Source organism: Winogradskyella maritima, assembly GCF_042650215.1.
Lineage (GTDB): Bacteria > Bacteroidota > Bacteroidia > Flavobacteriales > Flavobacteriaceae > Winogradskyella > Winogradskyella maritima.
The window spans coordinates 24,042-46,694 of record NZ_JBHSAT010000005.1; the positions used below are offsets into that span (position 1 = coordinate 24,042).

The following is a 22,653-nucleotide window of genomic DNA, read 5'->3' on the forward strand; positions in this document are numbered from 1 at the left end:
CTCTTCAGGAGTCCCGACGCTTCGGGAAGGATTAAGGAAGAGCTTTTTTTACATCAACCCCTTGTCCTTTAAACGTTCACGAGCTGATTTCTTATCGGTTTCTGGTTCGTTTTTTATTTCTTCTTTGGCTTCTTCAACCGCTTTATTATCTGAATTTTTTAAATCTTCAAATACTTCTTTTCCTTTTTCAATCGTGTTTTCCACATAATCACCCAAGGTTTCACTTTGCTCGTCAATCACTTTGGTGGACTTGATGACAAAGGTGGCCAGGTAGGTTCCGATAAGCATTCCAACGGCGAATGAAGCAAATGCCGAAATACCATTGTAACTCGAAAACACAGCAATTGGCGTTAAAAATTCCAACACCACAGCTACGAAAAGCACCAGGGCAAACACAAAAACCAAGCGCGGTAAAAAGGCCTGTTGATAGACAAAACCTTTGGGATTATCCTCCGACATTTGCAATTCTTTGCTATTGACCATTTTATTTAAAAAGCGGTAGGCACCGTTACCATTGGATTCCCGCCAATAGAGCAAAATCCCGACTAAAATGGCTATAATAAATATGACGAGTTCCAATCCCATGATGTTGTGTTTTAATGTCCTTTATAAAGTTAGTCTATTCCTTTTAAAAATTGTTACTAATCGTCTCAATTACCCAATCTTTATAGGAATCATCCCAAGTCTGATAGCTTTTGTAAAATTGTTCCTTATCGTACCAATACAAGAACAGAACGTCCTTCGGCGATACATTGATAAGTAATTTATGAATCAAATCCCGATGTTCTGCCGAAAGCGATGAATGAGGCTCATGCAAGGCGAAATACAATTGCTCATCCACAATATCTTCGAGTTTGAAGGCATTACTGCGCTCCAATTTTTCAAGATAGAGCTCTACGCCCATGACTTTTTTTCGGATATTGATGTCGATTTTATTTAAATAACTTTTGAATAATACAGGGTCCGACAGTATCTTCTGAACAGGATGCGACGCCTCCTTTAGATGCTGGGCCAATTCATTTTTCTTTATCCGCTCATAGCGCGAGGTTTTAACAACCGCTTCCAAATCGCACTCAATAATGATATGGTCTTTGAGCTTAGCTATCAATTCAGGTTGTGAAATATGATAAATCAGTACATCATGTATGGTATCTTTTATCGCTTCTTTGTAACTCGCATTATCTTCAAAAACAACGATAGGTTTTATAAAATCGCGGAGTACATAAACACCTCCAAAAGCTCGCGTATAAAATGAGTTTGTCTGATATTGTAATTCTGAAATATTCAAATCACGACCTCGTAAATCGCCATATTTCTTTGCTGATTGTAAGATTTCGGCTTGAAGCTCTTCGTCAATAAAATTATGATTGGTCTTGAATTTCTCCACCAACTCCATTTGATGTTGTTGTATTTGGTTTAAGTCGTCAATCAATCGGAAGCGAATGGTGACATTCTTATATTTTAAAACATCCAACGGTTCATAAAACACGTCGATGCTTTGGTCAAAATCCATGCATATTGCGGAATCCCTAGTAATGTCATTAATTTGCTTTCCGTGCGTTTTAAAGACCTGCTTCATCATCGCCCTATCAAAACTATGAAACGGTAAATACACAGGTTTTCCTTTCTGTAAAGGCGAAATTAGAATGCCATGCGGATTAGCATCACCGTGATTGAGATAGTTTAAATCATCCTTCTCCTCAGCAATTTCAGGGCTCCAACCTATCCCATCAATAGAGAAAGAGGTCAACTTGGTTTCTGAAAAGCCCAGTGTCGTCAAGCATTTGTTATAACGCTCCACGAGTTTCCCACTGACAGGAATCAGTTCACTTCGGTATAGATTTGCTTCTTTTAGTTTTTTCATAGTACTTCCCGTGAAAACGGGAATCTTATTGTCATTCCTGTCCCGACGCTTCGGGAGCAGGAATCTTTATTGTTCACACCTATCAGGTTTTAAAAACCTTACAGGATTTTAATCGTTTTGTTAACTACCAAACACACACACCTCAGTGCTAATGCCTCGTCCCTTTACTCAAATCTTTCCCGCGCCTCACGCTCCACCTTCATCTGGGCAATACGTGCATCCACCTTACGCTTAAAGTCCGTATCTGCAATGGTCGCCACATTATCTAAATATCGTACCACTTCTTGTCGCCTGATGTCTGAAAAGTTTAAGCCCTTCATATTAGATTTCATTAACTCCTGAAGCATATTGAACTTGGTGTCATAATCCTTCTTAAAATACACCTCCGGATTGTCGAACCAGTCTTTTTCCAAATCAAAATCGGTTAAGCGCAATGAAATAGCTGATTGTATATTTCGCACATCGCGCGATGAAAAGAATGGGAATATCTTCTGAATTTCCTTGTACAGACTCGCATAAAACATGTGTTCGGTTTCGCTATGCGCCTTCTCCGTTTTTTCAAAAGCTTCTAAAACACGCTCTTCGGAAGGCTTTTCCACCTGACTCAAAATATCACCCATACTCTTGGCCAAGCCTTGGTCTGAGAGATAGTCGTAACCTTCGGGATTTGACATATTAACAAAGCTAGGCATGGTTTGTTCCAACTTTCGCCACCATAGATGGTCTTGGTCTACAAAATCATGCTCTGTCCTAGCACCATCGATTTTAAATCGACCTTGCACCCTTGAAATTACAGCCTTATCCAGCATCTCGGGCAAGTTGGTAAATAAACCTATTGAGCTATTACCATAATTGACAGCATATGCCCCTTCGGTATATCTTAAAAAGACGCCAATGACTTCTTTTACCCCAGCAGAAACACCTTGCGCCGTGCGCTCCTGTAAATTATTCTCCGCATCATCAATCGGTGCAAAAATCAATTTTGAAGGGTCTTGCAATGGTTTCATCCATTCCACCATTTTTTCAGCCGAACCACCTTGAAAAGTACTAATCAGGGTATCTGGCATGGGGTGGAATAAAAATGGAATATTCAAATTATCCGCATGCTCCTTAAGTCGTGTAGCAATGGCCGCAATAAGCATACTTTTCCCAGTACCAGGTATTCCGTAGCCCATAAACACCGGCATAAAACCTCCTAATTCTTGAAACGGATTCTTTTGTTCCGTAAAATCGTAACTCAATAAACGCTCGGTCAATCGACGTGCAAAATGCTTGGCATCACGGTTTCCTACGATTTGTTCAAATTGAATTTTATTGAACTCTACGCTTTTTGCCGTGCCTTCAAAAGTGTTGGTCCAGCCAGAAATATTGAACTCAGAATTTTCAAGCTTATACGTTCTGTCGGAAATGGACTCGGTATATTCTAAACTGCTTTTTCGCAGTTGAATTTCGGCAATCACCGCTTCAAAATAAACGACAGTAAAATCGATGACATCTTTGTCCGATTTTATGATGTCTGGATGACTTAAATACTTATCGTAATAATACAGCATACAGCTCCAGCCTTTTAATGGTGACATAAAAGAGAGTTCTGGCAAGCCAGCAAACTTCTGTTTCATAACGCTTAAATCATCAGAGGCGTGTGGTTTTAAATCGTATAAAATTTTATATGCCGAAGCAAATAGCATAAAAGCCGTTGCGGTGTGTTGCTTGCTTTCAAACTCACGTCTCCCCGAAGCGTCCAAGGTTGATTTGCGCTCAGACAAGCCCGATAATCCTGATGCATCCGCATAACTATCCTTAATCCAAATACCCATGGTGATGCCTTCTTGAACGGCGTAAAGCGTCTGATTCAAATAAATCGGTAAGGCAACGGATTCAGGCAATAAGCGCTTTTTTAATGCTAAAATGGTTTTGGACACAGAAACCGTATCAGCCGAACCCCCACCGTTATTAGCGCGTGACAAATACAACAAGATGGATTCGTCTTTAGCATCTTTATCTCGGTTTTTGGCGCGTTGGCCTTGCTCCCATTGAATGGTTTTTAAATACGAGGTAGCTTCATCTCGAAGCATATCGAGTTCGTTTTGTTTTATCGGAAAGGTTGAATTATGTTCCATTTTTAGTATGCAGTATGTCAGTCCTCAGTAAGCAGTCAGACCTTTGATTTTATTAAATTCCTTCTTAACTATATTTATCTGGCTTGTTAATCATGTAATTGATGAGCTTCCCAACTTCTTCACTTTTTTCAGTGTAATTCTTATATTGTTTTTGATTAATGTATTCGCAGGCTGAAGCAAAATCTAACCATAATTGGGTTTCGGAGTTTTCCATATCCGAATCTGTCAATTTACTCACAAAATGCTTTGGGTATTTTCGTTTTCTATAGCCTTCAGATAAGTTTGAACATACTGAACGACTCGACCTAATTATTTGCGATGTAAGCATATAAAGCTCTGACTTTGGAAAAGACTTGGTCAAATGAAAAATTTCCATTGCTAAAGCAAATCCTTTTTGATACGCTAATAGTGTTTTAAAACTCATTTACTTTTTACTTGATATATAATTGACTGCCAACTGCCAACTAAATGACTGTCAACTTCCAACTTAACCACTGCTAACTAATTCCGCCATCTGTATAGGGGGCTTGGCCAAATGATTAATGGCATCCGGGGTTTTATTATACAATAATTGTATGATGCGATGTGGCGCCAACACATAATTTTGTTTAATCACATCGCTCCAACGTTGCAAGGTTTGCTTATTAAAAAAACTGCCCTCTTTAAATTCACTTCCCGAAAAGACTTCATCAATCTTTAAAGAAAAAGCGTAAGAATCTAATGGGATTTCCTTATTGGCAATACTCTCAAGAATAGCATGCGTCAATACATTTTCATCTTTGGCGAAGACGTTATGCAAAGGCCCCAAATCTATACGCTTAATGTGCTTTGGTAATAGTTTCGGTAATTTACGGTCTATGGCGTAAGCCATAGCATCTAAATTCATTTTACGGTCAGCCGTCTGCTTGATGGCCTCGTAGATTTCAGATTTATCGTTTTCAGGATTACGACCATCATAATCAAAATACATAAAGCAGACAAAAGGCCTGTTGTGTGACACATCATAAAAACTCCAACTCGTCATATAACCCGCAGAAGCTTGGTCTGGCGACAGTACAATCTTCCCTTGTACGAAACGGTTGAAGATAAATTGTTGCTTTACATTGGTATAATATACAATTGAAGCCGCCTGAAACAATTTACTTCGCTTTATGGGTTGTTTGCGACGCATTAAGGTGTCTAAAAACTCCTCTTGAAGCACCTCAATATCCGTCAGTTTGTTCAAGTATTCTTCGCGAAGCGCCAAATCGTTGAACAGATAACGAAACTCCAAGTAATTGGGAAAGCCAGAATCGGTCAAATCAACCTTCATATTATCTTCATCATCATACATATACTTTACTCGCATGGCTTCAATGGAATACAACAACAAGTCGCAATATTGCTCAAAGAAGACCAATTCATTTTCTGAACATAATTGCTGTTGTTGCATCTTCACAATCAATTCCTTAATAGTGAAATCCACCATTTTGTGATAGAACTGGTATTGTTCTTTGGAGTTTAAATGCGCTGAATCTAATGGAGTTACAATCATTGAGGTGAAGCTCTCGAATTTACTTTTAAATTAGTGTGCGTGCCGTTCTCGTCTGAGTGGGCGCGTTAGGCCTGCCTGCCGGCAGGCAGGGATTTTGGCATCCCCTGACGGTATCGTCAGGGATATAACGGAAAGCCCCACCACGTCAAAAAAGGCGTGGTAACGTCCAAATTATGTTAAGACAACAAATCGTCGCCGCCTTCCGGTTGTGGCTTTGGTGCATCATCTCCAGCGCTACCGTCATTGGATGGTGCCGTACCGTCTGATTTGTAATATTCCTCAAAAATCTCTTTCATATCGATTCCGTAGCGCTCGGCAAAGTTCTTTTGTATGTCAATATCCTTCTCACGGATTTCCTGTAAAGCCTCAGCATAACTGCTGTAAACGCCTTGCATCACTTTTTCATGAACTGGGATGTTATCCATCATTTCTTGTCTTGCTTTGGCACTAGCCGTATGCATCGAAGCTAAGGTTTCGCCAATATGCTCATCGGTTTTAACGCCTAAATGCTCTAATATGGCTGCGAATTCTTGATCCGTTCTCGCCTTTAAAGCCACAACATAGCCATCGTAATACTTTAAACGCTCTTCGGTATCACTCTTTAATTTAGCACGGTGCGTTTGCAAATTGCTTCGCAATGAAGTCAACACCTTAATCGTTAAATTATGCTTGTGTACAAAGCTGTCCTTACTAGCCGCTAAGGTGGTGTAGGCATTTTTAAGACCTTCTAACTCTTCAACACTTTGTTCAATTTTTGTAACTTTTCCAATAGCTTCGGCATAGGCTGCAGATTGCTTATCTGAAATTTCTTCGAGCTCTTGACGCGCCTGCTTTAAGGCAGCATATTCGCTTTCAAGCTTGTCCTCTACTTCTTTTTTCTTTTCTAAAGCGCGTGTATGGTTTTTGGTAGCCTCTACAATTGCGGTTTGCAACTTGTCTTCCACCTCTTTGATTTCAACCTCGCGATCCTTTAAACGCTTAACGGCTGCCTGACTTTTAAATGATAATTCATTCAATAAAGTTTGAATATCAGCCGATTCAATACGTTGCTGAAACATTGCCTTAGCCTTATTATCTGCTGCATCTCTATCTTTTTGCGCTGCTTTTAGCTCGTCTTCAGCTTTTTTGATTTTACTCTTACGTCCCCAAAGGTTATTCCACCAGGTATCTGGCTTGTTTTCTGCATCTTCCAATTCTACTTTGGCACGTTCTAAACGCTTAATGGCATTGTCGATAATTTTCTGCTCGTCGGCATTTAAAGACGAAAAGTCTTCAAAAATAATCCCGACTTCGTCCTGATAATCAGTTAAGTCTTTAATAGCATCCAGTAAGGTCGTACGGTCCTTTTCGGCCATGTGTACAACGTCATCCAATGTGGCATTCAAGATTTTTTGACGCACTTCTGGGTCATCCTCTTGTGCCAACTTAGATTTCATGGTGTCAATGGCTTTTCCCCAATTGACATCTACTTTTTCTTGTTTTTCGTTTGAACTGGTTTCTAATAAATCGAACTCGTCTGCCATATAGGTTGGATTTTAAGGGTTAAAAATGGATAAGCAATTTCGGCATTTTTTTACAGTAATAAAATAATAGCCGTACTTAATATGTAGAATATTTGATGCAAATGTTACAGTTTGAAGGAATGTGTTGTTTTTATATTAATTTTACTTGAAAATTTTGAAACATCATGAAACTAATCACCAAAAGCCTTTGTGTCCTTTTACTTCTTGTATCCTGTAAGAACGATACAAAAACCGCTTCTACGTCTGAAGCACAACAGAATGTTGAAGACACTGTTGAAACCAACAAACCAATGAGCTCCATTGAAATTAACCCCATTGAACACGCTACAATGGTACTTAAGTCAAAAGAACACACCATTTATGTTGACCCTGTTGGCGGTGCTAGTGCTTTTTCCATGTTTGAAAAACCTAGCTTGGTTTTAATCACCGACATCCACGGCGACCATTTAAGCCCTAAAACATTGCGCGAATTAGACTTATCTGAGACTACGTTAATTGCTCCAAAGGCCGTAATGGACAAGTTAGATAATGATTTAGCCAAGATACAAGTCACTTTAAACAATGGCGATTTATACGAAAACTTAGGCATCGGCGTAGAAGCGATACCGATGTACAATCTCCGGGAAGAAGCTAAGAAATTTCACACAAAAGGGCGTGGTAATGGCTATGTGCTCACTGTAGACGATACTCGGATTTATATCTCTGGAGATACGGAAGATATCCCAGAAATGCGAAACCTAGAAAACATTGACATGGCCTTTGTTTGTATGAATTTGCCCTATACCATGACTGTTGATAGTGCTTCAAGTGCTGTTTTGGAGTTTAAACCAAAGAAAGTATATCCTTATCACTACCGTGGTACAGATGGGAAAAGTGATGTAAATCGTTTTAAAACACTGGTAAATAAAGGTAATTCACAGATTGAAGTTGCGCAGTTAAACTGGTATAATTAACAGTTAATCGATATTATTGTTGATAAGAAAATGTAAATATTTTAAAATTAAATAGTTACGAAATCAAATTTATTTTATATTAGCCCTGTAATCCAAATCTAAAGATTTAACCGCTATGTCTAATTTCCTACATATTTTGAGTACCGCTGTATCAACAGAGCAACTCACAATTATACTGATTGTTACCGCATCGGTATTCGCTATTTTCATTCTCATCGCCGTTGTGAAGATGTATAAACTGAAGGCCGAAAATAAAAAATTGATGGAAACCAACGCGTTTGAAAACGACTTAGACGAAACATACAAGGACTTTACTGGGGGTCATCTTTATGGTGATAACTAAATAAAATCTCAGATATAACTAAAAAACCACCGCAATTGCGGTGGTTTTTTGCTTTAATCGATTGGGTTAAAATTATCTTACTAACTTTTTATATTTGATTCGCTTCGGCATAATGTCGCCACCAAGGCGTTTCTTCTTATTTTCTTCGTAATCACTAAAACTGCCTTCAAAGAAATAAACTTGGCTATCACCTTCAAACGCTAGGATGTGTGTACAGATTCTATCTAAAAACCAACGGTCGTGACTAATCACTACAGCGCAACCAGCAAAGTTTTCTAACCCCTCTTCTAATGCCCTTAACGTATTGACATCTAAATCATTAGTTGGCTCATCTAAAAGTAACACATTACCTTCTTCTTTTAACGTCATGGCCAAATGTAAACGGTTACGTTCTCCACCTGATAGCAGTTTTACCTTTTTATTCTGTTCACTTCCCGAAAAATTAAATCGGCTTAAATAGGCTCTAGAATTTACTTGGCGTCCGCCCATCATCACCAACTCTTGCTCATCACTAAAGTTCTGCCAAATGGATTTCTCTGGGTCAATGTTGGAATGGCTTTGGTCCACATAGGCAATCTTGGCTGTTTCCCCGACTTTAAATTCACCCTTATCTGGTGCTTCTTCACCCATTATCATTCTGAAAATCGTCGTTTTACCCGCACCATTTGGTCCGATAACCCCGACAATCCCTGCTTGCGGTAAGTTGAAATTCAAATCCTCATAAAGTAACTTGTCGGCATAAGCCTTGCTGACTCCCGATGCTTCAATCACATTCGTTCCCAAACGTGGTCCGTTTGGAATATAGATTTCCAACTTTTCATCGAGTTGCTTTTGGTCTTGACTTAACAGTTTATCATAATTCTTTAAACGTGCTTTTTGTTTGGTCTGACGGCCTTTGGCGCCTTGTCTCACCCACTCCAGCTCACGCTCCAATGTTTTCTGACGTTTTGATGCGGTTTTGTTTTCTTGCGCCAATCGCTTCGATTTTTGGTCTAACCAAGAGGAATAATTCCCTTTCCATGGGATACCTTCACCTCTATCGAGTTCTAAAATCCAACCAGCTACGTTATCCAAGAAATACCTATCGTGCGTCACGGCAATCACGGTGCCTTTGTATTGTGCTAAATGATGCTCTAACCAATGAACAGATTCGGCATCTAAATGGTTGGTTGGCTCATCCAATAACAATACGTCTGGTTCTTGCAATAGCAAACGGCATAAAGCTACACGACGTCTTTCACCACCTGAGAGTACGCCTATTTTCTTGTCACCTTCAGGTGTGCGTAAGGCATCCATAGCGATTTCAAGTTTAGTGTCTAATTCCCAAGCATTTGATGCATCAATCTGGTCTTGTAATTCCGCCTGGCGATTCATCAGTTTTTCCATCTTATCTGGGTCGGAATAATTCTCTTCAAGCCCGAACAAGTCGTTTATTTTATTGTATTCATCAAGAATTGCCACAGTTTCCGAAGCACCTTCCTTAACCACTTCCATGACGGTTTTCTCATCATCCAACTGAGGTTCTTGTTCGAGATAACCCACGGAATAACCTGGTTGAAACACAACATCGCCCTGGTAATTATTATCAACGCCTGCAATGATTTTCAATAAAGTTGATTTACCAGAACCGTTGAGACCTAAAATCCCGATTTTGGCACCGTAGAAGAAACTGAGGTATATATTTTTTAATACTGGCGTATTTGCGCCTTGAAAGGTCTTGGTAAGACCCGCCATTGAAAAGATTACTTTTTTATCGTCGCTCATTGTTATTCGGTTGTTTATAGTTGGTAGTCTGTAGAATTATACACGCCCTTTCAGTGCGTTAAACACCCATGCAATGGCAAAAAAGCCGATGCCTACTGAAGCGAATCCCCAACCTGCAACATCATCATATCTAAAGGCGCCAAGTGCTATTAATCCTAATCCTACTATTATCATAATGGTTGTAGCCCAAGCCAAAACCGTGTTTTTATTCATCGCCATAATGCTCTTTTTTTGAAATTTAGTCAGAACACAAATATCGTGTTTTTAAACAAAAAAAGCACCCCATTTGAGGATGCTTTTTATCATATTTGTATGGTTTCCTTTAGGTCATTGGGACTTCAATGAATAGCAATTCTGAGTCTTCTTTAGCCATCGTGGTAAACGAATCGGTTTCAGAAATCTCCATAGCATCCCTTGAATTTAATTCTGAATCATTAATAATATGCTTCCCGCTGATAGTCATGACATAGACTCCGTTTGAAGGGTTATTCAAATTATATTGAAAAGACTCACCTTCCGACAAATCTATCCTAGAAATTTGAGCATCTTGATGAATCTTCAAACTTTCAGGATTATCGGAATCCATAGACTCTACCAAAACCTGAAGTTTATTCTTTCGAGCTTCAGCTGAGAAAGTTTTTTGGTCGTATCGCGGTTTTACGCTTCGTTCTTTGGGCATAATCCAAATCTGAAACAAACTCAAATAATCTTTCGCAGAACCGTTGATTTCAGAATGTTGCAAACCTGTCCCGGCTGACATTACCTGGACTTCGTTTGGCTTTACTTCTAACCATTCATTCGCCATGGAATCTCTATGTTTTAAAACGCCACTAAACGGAATGGTTATAATTTCCATGTTGTCATGCGGATGCGTCCCAAAGCCCATGCTTGGGGCAATAATATCATCGTTTAAGACACGTAGAGCGCCAAATTGCATATTCTCTGGATTGTAATAATTGGCAAAACTAAAGGAATGGTTGGCCTGTAACCATCCGTGATTGGCAAAGCCTCGGTCTTCTGCTTTTCTTATCGTTGTTTTCATATTATCTCATTTTATCGAGCAGTTGGCTTAACTGTTCGGCTTCTTGTTCATTTAAATTTTTCAGTAAGTCTTTATTAAAATTCTTCGGAATGGATTTCAGAAGATTTAAACCCTCAAAAGTAATTCCGATTTTTACGACACGACGGTCTTCTTCAGAAGGAAAACGTTCAATCAATCCCTTGGCGCAGAGCTTATCCATCAATCTTGTGGCATTTGGCGCACGCTCTAACATCCTGATTTTTATAGTCTGAACTTTGATAGGCTTTCCTGCGCCTTTCAAAATTCGAAGAATATTATATTGCTGTGGAGAAATGCCGAAATCCTTGAAGAATTCGTTCTGGCAACTCGTAATCCAATTGGCGGTGTAAATGATATTTAACAAGGCCTTGATTCGGTTGTTGTCAAACTTGGATTGAATGTCTTTTTCTAAATCGCCCATGGCTTAAAATCTTACGTCGTCGTACTCTGGCGTTTTCTTAAAAACGGCATTGGCAAAAGGGCAAAGCGGTAAAATTTTCTTGCCATGTTTGCGTGCGTATTGAACACTTGCCTCAACTAATTTCTTACCAATCCCTTGGCCTTTTAACGTTTCGCTGACTTCGGTATGGTCAATGATTATCTTCTCTGGTCCAGCATTGCTGTAAGTCATCAACGCAACTTCCTCTCCGTTTAGCTCTACATAAAAGGCGCCACGGCTTTCTGAATTTCTGTGCTTAATTTCCATATTATAGTGCGTTTTTAAATTGTTCAACCTGCTCTTCTAGCTCTTCATTAAGTTCGTCGTTCACAATCTTACCGTCCTTAAAATTATCATTGAACGATGGTAATGAATATTTTGCAACAATATCCGCATCATGAATTGGGAAGCGACTATTTGCTATACCTAATACAGACTGTCCACCTCTGGCTCCTGGCGAAGTCGCCATGAGAAGCATGGGTTTACCACAAAAGGTTTTAACCTCGATACGAGACATCCAGTCGAATAGATTTTTGAAGGCCGAGGTGTAAGCGCCGTTATATTCTGCTAATGAAACGACAATACCGTCTGAATTCTTAATCTTTTTAAAGAATTTTTTGGCGTTTTCAGGATGTCCTTCAGCTTCTTCCAATTGCTTGGAATACATCGGCGTTTCAAAATCATTTAAGTCTAAAACGTCTACCTCTACTCCGTCGACTAAAGATGACGCATAGGTAGCTAATTGTTTATTTATGGAATCTGCACTGTTACTTCCAGCGAATGCTATTATGTTTTTCATAAATAGTTTTTTTTGATTTGAACTCAAATTTACGATAAAGCAATTTATATTCCTAGGAATATATTTCCTTGTAACATATATTTAACATTATCCTGATTAATACTCTGTAGCCCAAACGCTTAATATTTAATCAGTACCTTACAGAATGAAATATTCTAAAAGCGCACTGCTTATTCTGGGAACTATCCTATTTTTTTCAACTTCTTCATGTAAAAACGATACACCAAATCCAAATTTAGCATCATTAAACCTATTGAGAGGTGAACTCCAATTGTGTGGTAATGGACAATTTGGAGATGTCAATTTTTCCGAATCTTGTAGCTACGAAACAAGAGATACGTTCAATCTTGCCATTTCTTTGCTCCATTCTTTTGAATACATCGAATCAGAAAAGGCATTTGTTAAAATAATAGACAAAGACCCAGATTGCGCCATGGCTTACTGGGGTGTAGCAATGAGTATCTATCATGGATTATGGGCTCCTCCTGAAAAATCCGTTTTAGAAAAAGGCGTAAAACTTATAGCAATAGCTGAAAAACTACCCAAATCAAAAAAAGCAGAACAATATTTAGATGCTATAGGCTCATTTTATAAGAACTGGGAATCAGTTGATAACCAAACCCGAAAGCTTGCTTATGCCCAAAAAATGAAAGATATGTACGAAGAAAATAGCGAGGATACCGAAGTAGCTGTTTTCTACGCTTTGGCGCTTCGTGCATCTGCAGTAGCCTCAGACAAAACCTATTCAAAACAACGTGAAGCTGGAAAAATTTTAGAAGATTTATTTAGAAAAGAACCGAACCATCCAGGTATTGCTCACTATATCATCCATTCCTATGATTATCAAGAATTGGCCAAACTTGGATTGAGTACAGCAAGACGCTATGCCGATATTGCTCCAAATTCTGCTCACGCCCAACATATGCCATCACATATATTTACACGTTTGGGACTTTGGGACGAATCAATTGAAACTAATCTTAATTCTGCCGAATCAGCCATTTGTTATGCTGAAAGCATTTCACCTGGTGCGCATTGGGATGAGGAAGTACATGCCATGGGATATTTGGTTTATGCCTATCTTCAGACAGGGAATAATAAACTCGCTTATGAACAATACGAGTATCTTAAATCTTTTAAAGACATCTTTCCTCCTAACTTTAAAATTGCCTACACAGCCGCTGCGATTCCTGCGCGTTTAGCCGTGGAAAACAAAAATTGGAATGAGGCTTCACGTATTGAATTGCCTCAAATTACAGGATTAGAGTGGCAGAAATTCCCTTGGCAGAAAGCACTACTTCATTATGCAAAAGCTCTGGGAAACATACATATTAACAATATAAATGAAGCTCAAAACGAACTTGATTTGCTACGTTCTTTTGAAAAAGAGCTGATAGATTTGAAGGATGCCTATAAAGCAAATCAAGTTGCTATACAAATTAAAACCATAGAAGCATGGCTTCAACTGAAAAAAGGGAATAACGAAGAAGCCATATCATTGATGACAGCTGCATCAGAAATGGAGCGTTTAACATCCAAACATCCTGTAACACCAGGTGAAATTTTACCAGCGGATGAACTTTTGGCAGATATGCTTTTAGCATTAAACAGACCTCAAGAAGCATTAGTGGCCTATGAACTGAATTTAGAAAGGCGTCCGAACAGATTCAATGGTCTCTATGGAGCAGCCATGGCAGCAAAACAGTCTGGTGATATTGAAAAATCAGCTGTTTATTTTGAAGCATTGCTAAAACTATCTAAGAATATAGATAGCGATAGAAAAGAAATCAAAGAGGCCAATGCATTTATAGAACAAAATACCATTTAATATGGGCTCAGGTAAACTTTCTAGCATTCTCATAGCCATCAGTATTTGTTGTTTAGTATCCTGTGAAAAAGGAGCGAAAAATGAATTACCAGTTTATAACCCTGCAGATTTTAACCCTGAATTGGTGGATGTTGTGCTACAAAACACGAATGAGAATCATAAAGTGGCTGACTTTGAATTAATTAATCAAAACGGTAAAATTGTAACTCAAAAAGATTATCATAATAAAATTTATATAGTCGATTTCTTTTTTACGCGTTGTCCAAGTATTTGTCCTATAATGACCAATAATATGGGCAAACTTCAGAACCTATATGTAGATAATGATAATATTATGTTTTTATCATTATCCGTAACACCTGATATCGACAGTATTTCTGTTCTAAAAAAGTATGCCAAAGAAAATGATGTTATAGACTCTAAATGGAATATAACTACAGGCAATAAAAAACACATTTATGAATTAGCCAGAAAAAGTTATTTCGCTGTTGTAGAGCAAGGCGATGGAGGCCTACAAGATTTTATCCATACACCTAACTTTATATTGGTGGACAAGAAAAAACAAATACGTGGAGTCTATGATGGAACAAATGATAAAGAAATCGAACGGTTAATAGGCGACATGAATATTTTGAAAGACTAATTATAATCAAATACAAATAGACAAAACAATATATGACCCTTATTGTGCTTAGTGAATAAGTAATTTTTTAACTTCATCTAGAAACGCAGTTAAGCGCTATAAAAAACCTTATTTATATCGTCTTAATCTTTTGTAAATTCGTGCAAAAGAAAATTCTTTCTATGGACATCAATTTCAATAAAAACGAAGACCACAATAAACTTCTACTCTCCGACCTTAAAAAGCGCCTTGTTAAGGTAAAGCTTGGTGGCGGGCAGAAAAGCATCGACAAACAACACGCCAAGGGAAAAATGACTGCCAGGGAGCGTGTTGACTACCTTTTAGACGCTAAGAAAAAATCGATTGAAATAGGCGCTTTCGCCGGTGAAGACATGTATCCTGAATATGGTGGTTGTCCCTCTGGAGGTGTCATTGTGAAGATTGGATACATACAAGGAAAGCAATGTATTGTTGTTGCTAATGATGCTACGGTGAAGGCTGGCGCATGGTTCCCTATCACTGGAAAGAAAAACCTTCGCGCTCAAGAAATTGCTATTGAAAACCGATTGCCCATCATCTATTTAGTTGACAGCGCTGGTGTGTTTTTACCGATGCAGGATGAGATTTTTCCAGATAAAGAACACTTCGGACGCATTTTTAGAAATAATGCAGTAATGAGCAGTATGGGGATAACCCAGATTTCGGCCATCATGGGAAGTTGTGTTGCTGGTGGCGCTTACCTCCCTATTATGAGTGATGAGGCTCTTATCGTGGATAAGACGGCCAGTATATTTTTAGCAGGAAGTTATCTCGTAAAAGCTGCCATTGGCGAATCCATCGATAATGAAACCCTTGGCGGTGCGACAACGCATTGTGAAATTTCGGGTGTCACGGATTACAAAGCCAAAGACGATAAGGATGCTTTGGACAAAATAAAATTTATCGTCGATAAGATTGGGGATTATGACAAAGCAGGATTTAATCGTGTCGACGCCTCAAAACCTAAAGAAAAACAGGAAAACATCTATGGTATTCTGCCTAGGAGTCGTGCTGACCAGTACGATATGAAGGAGATTATTAAATGTTTGGTTGATAATTCGGAATTTGAAGAATACAAAGAAGGCTACGGAAAAACGATTATCACAGCTTATGCCCGGATTGATGGTTGGGCTGTTGGTATTGTGGCCAATCAACGTCATATCGTAAAAACAAAAGGCGCTAAAACCAAACCTAGCGAAATGCAGTTTGGTGGCGTGATTTATAATGATTCAGCGGACAAAGCCACACGATTTATTGCCAATTGCAATCAGAAGAAGATACCTCTCGTATTCTTACAAGACGTTACAGGCTTTATGGTCGGCAGTAAAAGTGAGCATAGTGGTATTATAAAAGATGGTGCAAAAATGGTGAATGCCGTGAGTAATTCGGTAGTACCGAAATTTACCATCGTTATCGGCAATAGTTATGGCGCAGGAAATTACGCCATGTGCGGTAAGGCTTATGACCCGAATTTAATTGTCGCATGGCCGAGTGCGGAGCTGGCCGTAATGAGCGGTAAATCTGCCGCTAAAGTATTATTACAAATTGAAACAGCCTCTCTAAAAAAGAAAGGTGAAACTATTACGCCAGAAAAGGAGGAAGAATTATTTAATAAAATTAAGTCGCGTTACGATAATCAAGTGTCGCCATATTACGCGGCTGCCAGACTGTGGACTGATGGCGTGATTGATCCTTTGGATACACGAACTTGGATCAGCCTAGGTATAGAAGCTGCCAATCATGCACCGATTGAAAAACCATTCAATATGGGTGTTTTACAGGTGTAATGACTACAGAAAAAGAACAGAAACAGCCTTGGTTTGTCATTGTCTTATTGATACTGGCTGCGGAGGCTGTTTTTATTTTGCCTTTCGTGATTCAGCGGATTTTTAGACCCGTTTTTCTAGAAACATTTGCAATTAACAATGAACAGATTGGTTATTGTTTTTCTGTATATGGGCTGGTGGCATTGGCTTCTTATTTCTTTGGTGGTCCATTGGCTGATAAATTTCATCCTAAAAATTTAATGGCAATCGCATTGATTATGACTGCCTCTGGTGGTATTTACCTAAGTACATATCCCGACTATTCTAACCTCAAACTACTTTATGGCTACTGGGGCTTTACAACTATATTTTTGTTTTGGGCCGCTATGATAAAAGCCACTAGAGTTTGGGGTGGTACTTCAAAACAAGGTATGGCTTTTGGATTTTTAGATGGCGGTCGAGGTTTGGTCGCTGCATTATTCGGCTCACTTGGTGTCGTTATTTTTTCAGCAGTAATTGGAGACAAAATAGATACGATTTCGCTCGTCAATAAGCAAGATGCGTTTAGCCAAGTGATTTTATGGTCGTCTGCCATTGTTGGTCTCATAGGCGTTTCGGTATTTCTATTTATGGGACGACTTAAGGGTAGTCAAGAAACTTTGGAAAGTAACAAGGAAAATAATATTGAAGCCATTAAAAAAGTACTGACCTACCGTTCTACTTGGTATCTGATGCTCATTATTCTGTGTGCTTATGTTGCCTATAAAGGCACTGATATGTTTACATTGTACACCTCTGATGTTATGGGATATGATGACATTAAATCTGCACACGTTGGCACGGCCCTGCTCTACATTCGGCCCATAATTGGTGTTACTATAGGGGTATTGGCGGATAGAACAAGAGCATCTTTGTGGTTAATTATTGGTTTTACGCTATCCGTTGTTGCTTCATTTGTTTTTGCCTCTGGCTATATTTCTGAAGGGAAAGCGATACTCTTTGGTGTTAATATTTTAGCGATAGCTATTGGTATATATGCCTGTCGGGTGTTATATTTTGCTACGCTGGAAGAAGCCAAAATCCCTGTTGCTCTAACTGGCACCACAGTAGGCATTATCTCAGTAGTTGGCTATACGCCTGATATTTTTTCAGGACCTATGTTCGGGATTCTTTTAGATAATCCTGATAAGGTTTTAGGATTGCAGCATGCTTTTTTTGTGATGGGGATATTTAGTTTGGTTGGATTGGTCAGCGCCTATTTATTTTATCGATTGACTAAAAATTAAATTAATTCCCTTGATGTTCTTTAATCCTAGGAATTACTAATAATTCCGTTTGCCGTCCGTTGACATAGCGAAAACCATCTGGTCCCCAAAAACCAGCCTCTTCTAGCATGATGCGGATGTCTCGTTTCCATTCTGGAATGTTTACGGTGGTGTTCAACTCGATGGCATAGACCGTGTTTTCGTGCAAGGGATAATTGCCATTAACTGGAACACCGTTTTGGGAATCCCACATACCAAGTGTTGTTCCTGAGGAATGACCGTAAGTGCCCAATGGATGTGTATAGATGGCTGGCCTTAATCCTTCGGATTTTCCTTGTGCTAAAGATTCAGATAAGATTTGATTTCCAGTTTTTCCAGTTTCAAAATTGTTTGTGAAAATATCTTGAACACGGTTACCATCCTTCAACGCATCAACCAAATATTTAGGTGGTGCTTTTTCATTCGGTTTTAGGACGTAGGCCAATTCTTGACAATCGGTATTTAAACGTAAGTAGGTAATCCCGAAATCACAATGCAATAAATCACCTGGCAGAATGACCATGTTTTCTGGTCGATTGGAAAATGCATATAAATGATTACCTAAGTCTTCTGACGTCCGTTGCACGTCAACCGTGGGATGAAACCAAGTCTCCAAACCTAACGCCGTGACCTTATCTCGCATCCACCACTCTACATCGGTTGTTGTCGTAATTCCTGAAGTGATTACTTTCTCAGAAAATGCTTCTGCTATAATATCGTGTGTGATATCTACAAGTTGGTTGTAGATGACCATTTCAAGTTCTGTACGTGTTTCAATCCAGCCAATGGCCAATTTTTCGGCCGACTTAACTTGGGATTTATACTTTTCTGGCAAAACGGCCATAAATTCTTCATAATCTGTTTTTACCAAACCGTCAGCGATATTAAAATGCTTAGAGAAATTAAGCCCTATAGACTTTGGGTTTCGTTCTGCTATTAATTCCACCAAGCGTTGCCATTGATTGGGCTGTTTTTCTTTATCCCAAGCGGATATTATGTTCTTCCCGAAATTGTAACGTGCTACAGCCAATTTTTCAATGGTGTCATTCGATTTATTACGGTAGAACACTAAAATGGTGCGTCGTCTTGCATTAAGCCATGTTGCCGGAAGCATGGTTTTTAAAATAGGGTCTTCGTTATACTCACGTGAAATGACTATCCACATATCAAAACCGGTGTCGTCCATTAATTTAGGAAGCAGATTATTAAATCGGTCAGCGAGAATTTCATCGACAACCTCTGCACGTTTCTGCTCAGACAGTATCTGCTGAGCGGAAATGGTAAAAAAGCTAAAGAAAATAAGGACTATTGTAAATCGAAGTGTCTTCATATTGAATAGATGGTTTGAAGCCTTCAAGATAAAACATTGAAACAAAAAAAAGAGTGCTAAATGCACTCTTTAATATATGGTTTAAAAACAAATTACGCTCTTCCTTCGCGCTTTGCCTTGCGTTCTTCTCTAATTTCCTTAAAACGCTCAATAGCCGAACCAAATACCCAGTAAGGGATAACAAAAGTCAGTAGGAAAATCATTAACCAAAAACCGATGGTTAAAATGGTTAAAAACGCTAAAAATCCTAAATATTGATCAAATTCGAACATGAGTATGTGTTTAAGTTCTGGTGCAAAGATAAAACCATTTTATAAGTTTTACAATAGCGCGAATCACATTTATCAACACATTATTAAACGTTATTAGGCTTTAAGGTTATTGACATGATAACTCACTAAACCTTCAATTGGGCGTCTTTCAAAATTACCGACGGTATAACCATATTCTTTAGCAACTTCAGTAATTTCATCTTTAGCAAAAAAGGCTATAGAACCTGCAAAATGAACCGGTACCGTTTCAATCTCCTCTTTAAATTGAAGAATCATATTCTCTGAAAAAATTCTGATACCATCCTTAATCACCTCTTGAATGTATTGAGATTCTTTATTCAAAAACATAAATTCCGCAAAACTTGCTAAATACGCACTAGGATTGGGCTGTTTGTATAAATTGAATTTTATGTGATCTGCTTCCAAATTGTGCTTATGTTCAAACGCCACACGAATGGATTCCGGCATTTTATGGAAATAATAATCCCTAATCAATCGCTTACCAAAATGATTGCCACTGGCATCATCCATTAGGGCATAACCTAAGCTTTGAATACGTTGATGCAATTGTTTACCATCATAATAACTACAGTTAGATCCTGTACCCAAAATACATACAACTGCTGCTTCATCGTTTGTATTGATGCATGCTCTTACGGCTGCATAGGTGTCTTCTCTCACTTCAACTACGGCATTTGGAAACTTCTCTTCCAGAATCATTTTTAGCAACAAACGTGGTTTGTCCGTGCCACAGCCTGCTCCATAAAAAAAGACATGAGTCACCTCATTAGCTATTTTTTGAAGTGCTTTTTTCTTAGTTATTATTTTTCGAAGCTTCTTTTCTTCAATAATAGCTGGATTAAGACCCTTAGTCCTGATTTTTTCTGCAGCCTGCTCTCCTGAATGGTTTATGGCAATCCAATCGCATTTTGTGGATCCTCCGTCGGTGATTAATATCATAGGGTGATAATAAAGAAAAATTCCGTAAATCTAAATTAGACTTACGGAATTTTAAAATGTTAAAGGTTATTTACTTTCTGTGCAAGATCTACAAGCTTATTGGAATAACCGAACTCATTATCATACCATGAGACCAACTTAAAGAATGTTGGATTTAACTCAATAGCAGAATCTGCATCAAATATACTTGTACGTGCATCGCTCACAAAATCTTGAGACACAACACCTTCTTCAGTGTAGCCTAACACGCCTTTCATACTTCCTTTAGACGCTTCTTTAAAAACTTTTTTAATAGCTTCTAGCGATGTTGCTTCTTTGGTTTTTACGGTTAAATCAACTACGGAAACATCGGCAGTTGGCACTCTAAACGCCATTCCTGTTAATTTACCATCTAAACTAGGAATTACCTTACCCACTGCTTTTGCGGCTCCCGTTGAAGTTGGGATGATATTGTTTAATGCAGAACGACCTAATCTATAATTTTTACGAGATGGGCCGTCTACAGTTAATTGTGTTGCTGTGGCTGCATGGATCGTTGTCATCAACGCTTCCTCAATACCAAAATTATCATCCATCAATTTGGCCAATGGCGCCAAACAATTGGTGGTACATGATGCGTTGGACACAATTTTATGGTCAGCGGTTAACTCATGGTCATTAACGCCCATGACAAACATTTTGGCGTCTTTACTTGGTGCAGAAATAACTACTTTTTTAGCACCGGCTTGTAAATGGTAATCTGCAGTTTCTAAGGTTGTAAAGATACCTGTACATTCTGCAACGACATCTACACCAGCTTCATCCCACTTTAAGTTTTTAGGATCGCGTTCAGCAGTTACTCTTACCGTTTTTCCGTCTACGACGAGGTTTCCATCCTTAACTTCTATCTCACCATCAAAACGGCCGTGAACCGAATCGTATTTTAAAAGATAGGCTAAGTGCTCCACATCCAATAAATCGTTAATGGCGACAACATCCACATCATTTCGCTTAACGGTTGCTCTAAAAACGATTCTTCCTATTCTCCCGAATCCGTTGATTCCTAATTTTAAATTTGACATATTTTGGTTTCTATTTAATTCTATTATTTGGTTATACAGTCATTATATCAGAAACTCGCAAGAGTTCCTTATTGATTTTCGATTTTCCTTTTACGGCTTGATCAAATGGTGTGATTTGAATGATATCATCTTTCAATCCGACCATGTAATTACTTTTGCCTTCTAACAAGCTTTCAACGGCTTTAACACCCATTCGGCTTGCTAAAACACGGTCAAAACAGGATGGTGAACCACCACGTTGCATATGACCTAACACGGAAACACGCACTTCATATTCCGTCATGTTTTCTTCAACATAGTCTTTTAATTCAAATACGTTCTTTCCTATTTTATCGCCTTCAGCAACCACAACAATACTCGATGATTTTCCAGAAGCCTTACTTCGTTTAAGCGAATCAATCAATCGGTCTAATCCTAGGTCTTCCTCGGGAATTAAAATTTCCTCTGCACCTGCTCCAACACCAACGTTAAGAGCAATATGACCAACGTCGCGTCCCATAACTTCTACAAAAAACAATCGGTTGTGGGAACTGGCAGTATCCCTAATTTTATCAATGGCCTCAACAACCGTGTTTAAAGCTGTATCATAGCCTAGAGTGTGTGTTGTACCAACGATATCATTATCAATAGTTCCTGGGATTCCCATTACGGGAAAATCAAATTCAGAATTGAACACCATAGCACCGGTAAAACTTCCGTCACCGCCGATGACTACCAATCCATCGATTCCTGCCTCGGTCAATTTTTCATAAGCCAATTGACGGCCTTCTTTAGTTCTAAACGCTTTGGAACGGGCGGATTTTAAAACAGTACCACCCTTATTGATAATGCCCTTTACACTACGGGCATCCATTTTTACAAAATCGCCTTCCATCACCCCTTCATAACCACGATAAATACCGTAGCATTCAATCTCATGATAAGCACATGTTCTTACAACAGCACGTATGGCAGCATTCATGCCTGGGGAATCACCACCAGAGGTCATCACCCCAATTTTTTTCAATGTTTTAGACATTAATTACTTGTTTAAAGTAAAATTAACAAACAAAACAAAAACGCATAAGGGGAT

Annotated in this window: 23 protein-coding genes; 6 read left to right on the plus strand and 17 right to left on the minus strand. The window is 38.7% G+C overall.

What is annotated here, in order from left to right:
• Window positions 1-48 precede the first annotated feature (48 nt).
• The 6 genes from ACFOSX_RS10215 to ACFOSX_RS10240 all read right to left on the minus strand — a co-directional run bounded on the left by ACFOSX_RS10215 (window position 49) and on the right by ACFOSX_RS10240 (window position 7,041).
• Window positions 49-585, minus strand: a complete 537-nt coding sequence (locus ACFOSX_RS10215; RefSeq protein WP_386100348.1) for a hypothetical protein — start codon at window positions 583-585, stop codon at window positions 49-51.
• 43 nt (window positions 586-628) lie between these two features.
• Window positions 629-1,864 carry a DUF6638 family protein gene (locus tag ACFOSX_RS10220; RefSeq protein ID WP_386100351.1) on the minus strand — a complete coding sequence of 412 codons (1,236 nt, stop codon included), beginning with the start codon at window positions 1,862-1,864 and terminating at the stop codon, window positions 629-631.
• 164 nt (window positions 1,865-2,028) lie between these two features.
• Complete coding sequence (locus ACFOSX_RS10225; RefSeq protein WP_386100353.1) at window positions 2,029-3,984, minus strand: AAA family ATPase; 1,956 nt, start codon at window positions 3,982-3,984, stop codon at window positions 2,029-2,031.
• 64 nt (window positions 3,985-4,048) lie between these two features.
• Window positions 4,049-4,408, minus strand: a complete 360-nt coding sequence (locus tag ACFOSX_RS10230) for a four helix bundle protein (RefSeq protein WP_386100356.1) — start codon at window positions 4,406-4,408, stop codon at window positions 4,049-4,051.
• 63 nt (window positions 4,409-4,471) lie between these two features.
• Window positions 4,472-5,518 carry a hypothetical protein gene (locus ACFOSX_RS10235; protein ID WP_386100359.1) on the minus strand — a complete coding sequence of 349 codons (1,047 nt, stop codon included), beginning with the start codon at window positions 5,516-5,518 and terminating at the stop codon, window positions 4,472-4,474.
• A gap of 176 nt (window positions 5,519-5,694) precedes the next feature.
• Window positions 5,695-7,041, minus strand: a complete 1,347-nt coding sequence (locus ACFOSX_RS10240) for a microtubule-binding protein (RefSeq protein ID WP_386100362.1) — start codon at window positions 7,039-7,041, stop codon at window positions 5,695-5,697.
• Window positions 7,042-7,205: 164 nt separating this feature from the next.
• Here ACFOSX_RS10240 and ACFOSX_RS10245 point away from each other — a divergent pair, with 164 nt between their 5' ends.
• Both ACFOSX_RS10245 and ACFOSX_RS10250 read left to right on the plus strand, forming a co-directional pair.
• Window positions 7,206-7,994: an MBL fold metallo-hydrolase gene (locus ACFOSX_RS10245; protein ID WP_386100365.1), complete on the plus strand. Its 789-nt coding sequence runs from the start codon at window positions 7,206-7,208 to the stop codon at window positions 7,992-7,994.
• A gap of 115 nt (window positions 7,995-8,109) precedes the next feature.
• Complete coding sequence (locus ACFOSX_RS10250; protein ID WP_386100368.1) at window positions 8,110-8,337, plus strand: hypothetical protein; 228 nt, start codon at window positions 8,110-8,112, stop codon at window positions 8,335-8,337.
• A gap of 72 nt (window positions 8,338-8,409) precedes the next feature.
• Here the strand turns inward: ACFOSX_RS10250 and ettA are convergent, their stop codons facing one another.
• The 6 genes from ettA to ACFOSX_RS10280 all read right to left on the minus strand — a co-directional run bounded on the left by ettA (window position 8,410) and on the right by ACFOSX_RS10280 (window position 12,399).
• A complete protein-coding gene (ettA, locus tag ACFOSX_RS10255; protein ID WP_386100371.1) occupies window positions 8,410-10,101 on the minus strand; it encodes an energy-dependent translational throttle protein EttA in 1,692 nt (563 codons plus the stop codon).
• Window positions 10,102-10,137: 36 nt separating this feature from the next.
• Window positions 10,138-10,320: a CAL67264 family membrane protein gene (locus ACFOSX_RS10260; protein WP_148370196.1), complete on the minus strand. Its 183-nt coding sequence runs from the start codon at window positions 10,318-10,320 to the stop codon at window positions 10,138-10,140.
• A gap of 103 nt (window positions 10,321-10,423) precedes the next feature.
• Window positions 10,424-11,143 carry a pirin family protein gene (locus ACFOSX_RS10265; protein ID WP_386100375.1) on the minus strand — a complete coding sequence of 240 codons (720 nt, stop codon included), beginning with the start codon at window positions 11,141-11,143 and terminating at the stop codon, window positions 10,424-10,426.
• Between the two features lies 1 nt (window position 11,144).
• Entirely contained in the window at window positions 11,145-11,582 is a 438-nt protein-coding gene (locus ACFOSX_RS10270) for a MarR family winged helix-turn-helix transcriptional regulator (RefSeq protein WP_386100378.1), read from the minus strand.
• Window positions 11,583-11,585: 3 nt separating this feature from the next.
• Window positions 11,586-11,867 (minus strand): GNAT family N-acetyltransferase, encoded by a 282-nt coding sequence (locus tag ACFOSX_RS10275; RefSeq protein ID WP_386100381.1) that lies wholly within the window; start codon window positions 11,865-11,867, stop codon window positions 11,586-11,588.
• A gap of 1 nt (window position 11,868) precedes the next feature.
• Window positions 11,869-12,399, minus strand: a complete 531-nt coding sequence (locus tag ACFOSX_RS10280; RefSeq protein ID WP_386100384.1) for an NADPH-dependent FMN reductase — start codon at window positions 12,397-12,399, stop codon at window positions 11,869-11,871.
• Window positions 12,400-12,544: 145 nt separating this feature from the next.
• Here ACFOSX_RS10280 and ACFOSX_RS10285 point away from each other — a divergent pair, with 145 nt between their 5' ends.
• The 4 genes from ACFOSX_RS10285 to ACFOSX_RS10300 all read left to right on the plus strand — a co-directional run bounded on the left by ACFOSX_RS10285 (window position 12,545) and on the right by ACFOSX_RS10300 (window position 17,940).
• The gene (locus ACFOSX_RS10285; protein WP_386100387.1) at window positions 12,545-14,227 is read left to right on the plus strand and encodes a hypothetical protein; all 1,683 of its coding nucleotides are present in this window, start codon (window positions 12,545-12,547) and stop codon (window positions 14,225-14,227) included.
• A 1-nt stretch (window position 14,228) separates the two neighbouring features.
• Window positions 14,229-14,870 (plus strand): SCO family protein, encoded by a 642-nt coding sequence (locus tag ACFOSX_RS10290; protein WP_386100390.1) that lies wholly within the window; start codon window positions 14,229-14,231, stop codon window positions 14,868-14,870.
• A gap of 161 nt (window positions 14,871-15,031) precedes the next feature.
• Window positions 15,032-16,675: an acyl-CoA carboxylase subunit beta gene (locus ACFOSX_RS10295; protein WP_386100393.1), complete on the plus strand. Its 1,644-nt coding sequence runs from the start codon at window positions 15,032-15,034 to the stop codon at window positions 16,673-16,675.
• Window positions 16,675-17,940: an MFS transporter gene (locus tag ACFOSX_RS10300; protein WP_386100396.1), complete on the plus strand. Its 1,266-nt coding sequence runs from the start codon at window positions 16,675-16,677 to the stop codon at window positions 17,938-17,940. The genes ACFOSX_RS10295 and ACFOSX_RS10300 overlap by 1 nt, the downstream gene beginning before the upstream one ends.
• A gap of 1 nt (window position 17,941) precedes the next feature.
• Here the strand turns inward: ACFOSX_RS10300 and ACFOSX_RS10305 are convergent, their stop codons facing one another.
• The 5 genes from ACFOSX_RS10305 to pfkA form a co-directional block, all read right to left on the minus strand.
• Window positions 17,942-19,288 carry a M24 family metallopeptidase gene (locus tag ACFOSX_RS10305; RefSeq protein ID WP_386100399.1) on the minus strand — a complete coding sequence of 449 codons (1,347 nt, stop codon included), beginning with the start codon at window positions 19,286-19,288 and terminating at the stop codon, window positions 17,942-17,944.
• A 92-nt stretch (window positions 19,289-19,380) separates the two neighbouring features.
• Window positions 19,381-19,560 carry a hypothetical protein gene (locus ACFOSX_RS10310; protein ID WP_386100402.1) on the minus strand — a complete coding sequence of 60 codons (180 nt, stop codon included), beginning with the start codon at window positions 19,558-19,560 and terminating at the stop codon, window positions 19,381-19,383.
• 93 nt (window positions 19,561-19,653) lie between these two features.
• On the minus strand, window positions 19,654-20,520 hold the full coding sequence (locus ACFOSX_RS10315) for an N-acetylglucosamine kinase (RefSeq protein WP_386100405.1): 867 nt from the start codon (window positions 20,518-20,520) through the stop codon (window positions 19,654-19,656).
• Between the two features lie 59 nt (window positions 20,521-20,579).
• A complete protein-coding gene (gene gap, locus ACFOSX_RS10320) occupies window positions 20,580-21,581 on the minus strand; it encodes a type I glyceraldehyde-3-phosphate dehydrogenase (RefSeq protein WP_386100408.1) in 1,002 nt (333 codons plus the stop codon).
• 31 nt (window positions 21,582-21,612) lie between these two features.
• Window positions 21,613-22,599: a 6-phosphofructokinase gene (gene pfkA, locus ACFOSX_RS10325; RefSeq protein WP_386100411.1), complete on the minus strand. Its 987-nt coding sequence runs from the start codon at window positions 22,597-22,599 to the stop codon at window positions 21,613-21,615.
• Window positions 22,600-22,653 lie beyond the last annotated feature (54 nt).

Coding starts and splice junctions, on each gene's coding strand:
- ACFOSX_RS10300 (WP_386100396.1), top strand. CDS start 16,675: ATGACTACAGAAAAAGAACAGAAACAGCCTTGGTTTGTCATTGTCTTA.
- ACFOSX_RS10285 (WP_386100387.1), top strand. CDS start 12,545: ATGAAATATTCTAAAAGCGCACTGCTTATTCTGGGAACTATCCTATTT.
- ACFOSX_RS10310 (WP_386100402.1), bottom strand. CDS start 19,560: ATGTTCGAATTTGATCAATATTTAGGATTTTTAGCGTTTTTAACCATT.
- ACFOSX_RS10220 (WP_386100351.1), bottom strand. CDS start 1,864: ATGAAAAAACTAAAAGAAGCAAATCTATACCGAAGTGAACTGATTCCT.
- ACFOSX_RS10290 (WP_386100390.1), top strand. CDS start 14,229: ATGGGCTCAGGTAAACTTTCTAGCATTCTCATAGCCATCAGTATTTGT.
- ACFOSX_RS10250 (WP_386100368.1), top strand. CDS start 8,110: ATGTCTAATTTCCTACATATTTTGAGTACCGCTGTATCAACAGAGCAA.
- gap (WP_386100408.1), bottom strand. CDS start 21,581: ATGTCAAATTTAAAATTAGGAATCAACGGATTCGGGAGAATAGGAAGA.
- ACFOSX_RS10315 (WP_386100405.1), bottom strand. CDS start 20,520: ATGATATTAATCACCGACGGAGGATCCACAAAATGCGATTGGATTGCC.
- ettA (WP_386100371.1), bottom strand. CDS start 10,101: ATGAGCGACGATAAAAAAGTAATCTTTTCAATGGCGGGTCTTACCAAG.
- ACFOSX_RS10215 (WP_386100348.1), bottom strand. CDS start 585: ATGGGATTGGAACTCGTCATATTTATTATAGCCATTTTAGTCGGGATT.
- ACFOSX_RS10295 (WP_386100393.1), top strand. CDS start 15,032: ATGGACATCAATTTCAATAAAAACGAAGACCACAATAAACTTCTACTC.
- ACFOSX_RS10245 (WP_386100365.1), top strand. CDS start 7,206: ATGAAACTAATCACCAAAAGCCTTTGTGTCCTTTTACTTCTTGTATCC.
- ACFOSX_RS10230 (WP_386100356.1), bottom strand. CDS start 4,408: ATGAGTTTTAAAACACTATTAGCGTATCAAAAAGGATTTGCTTTAGCA.
- pfkA (WP_386100411.1), bottom strand. CDS start 22,599: ATGTCTAAAACATTGAAAAAAATTGGGGTGATGACCTCTGGTGGTGAT.
- ACFOSX_RS10265 (WP_386100375.1), bottom strand. CDS start 11,143: ATGAAAACAACGATAAGAAAAGCAGAAGACCGAGGCTTTGCCAATCAC.
- ACFOSX_RS10225 (WP_386100353.1), bottom strand. CDS start 3,984: ATGGAACATAATTCAACCTTTCCGATAAAACAAAACGAACTCGATATG.
- ACFOSX_RS10240 (WP_386100362.1), bottom strand. CDS start 7,041: ATGGCAGACGAGTTCGATTTATTAGAAACCAGTTCAAACGAAAAACAA.
- ACFOSX_RS10235 (WP_386100359.1), bottom strand. CDS start 5,518: ATGATTGTAACTCCATTAGATTCAGCGCATTTAAACTCCAAAGAACAA.
- ACFOSX_RS10275 (WP_386100381.1), bottom strand. CDS start 11,867: ATGGAAATTAAGCACAGAAATTCAGAAAGCCGTGGCGCCTTTTATGTA.
- ACFOSX_RS10270 (WP_386100378.1), bottom strand. CDS start 11,582: ATGGGCGATTTAGAAAAAGACATTCAATCCAAGTTTGACAACAACCGA.
- ACFOSX_RS10280 (WP_386100384.1), bottom strand. CDS start 12,399: ATGAAAAACATAATAGCATTCGCTGGAAGTAACAGTGCAGATTCCATA.
- ACFOSX_RS10305 (WP_386100399.1), bottom strand. CDS start 19,288: ATGAAGACACTTCGATTTACAATAGTCCTTATTTTCTTTAGCTTTTTT.
- ACFOSX_RS10260 (WP_148370196.1), bottom strand. CDS start 10,320: ATGGCGATGAATAAAAACACGGTTTTGGCTTGGGCTACAACCATTATG.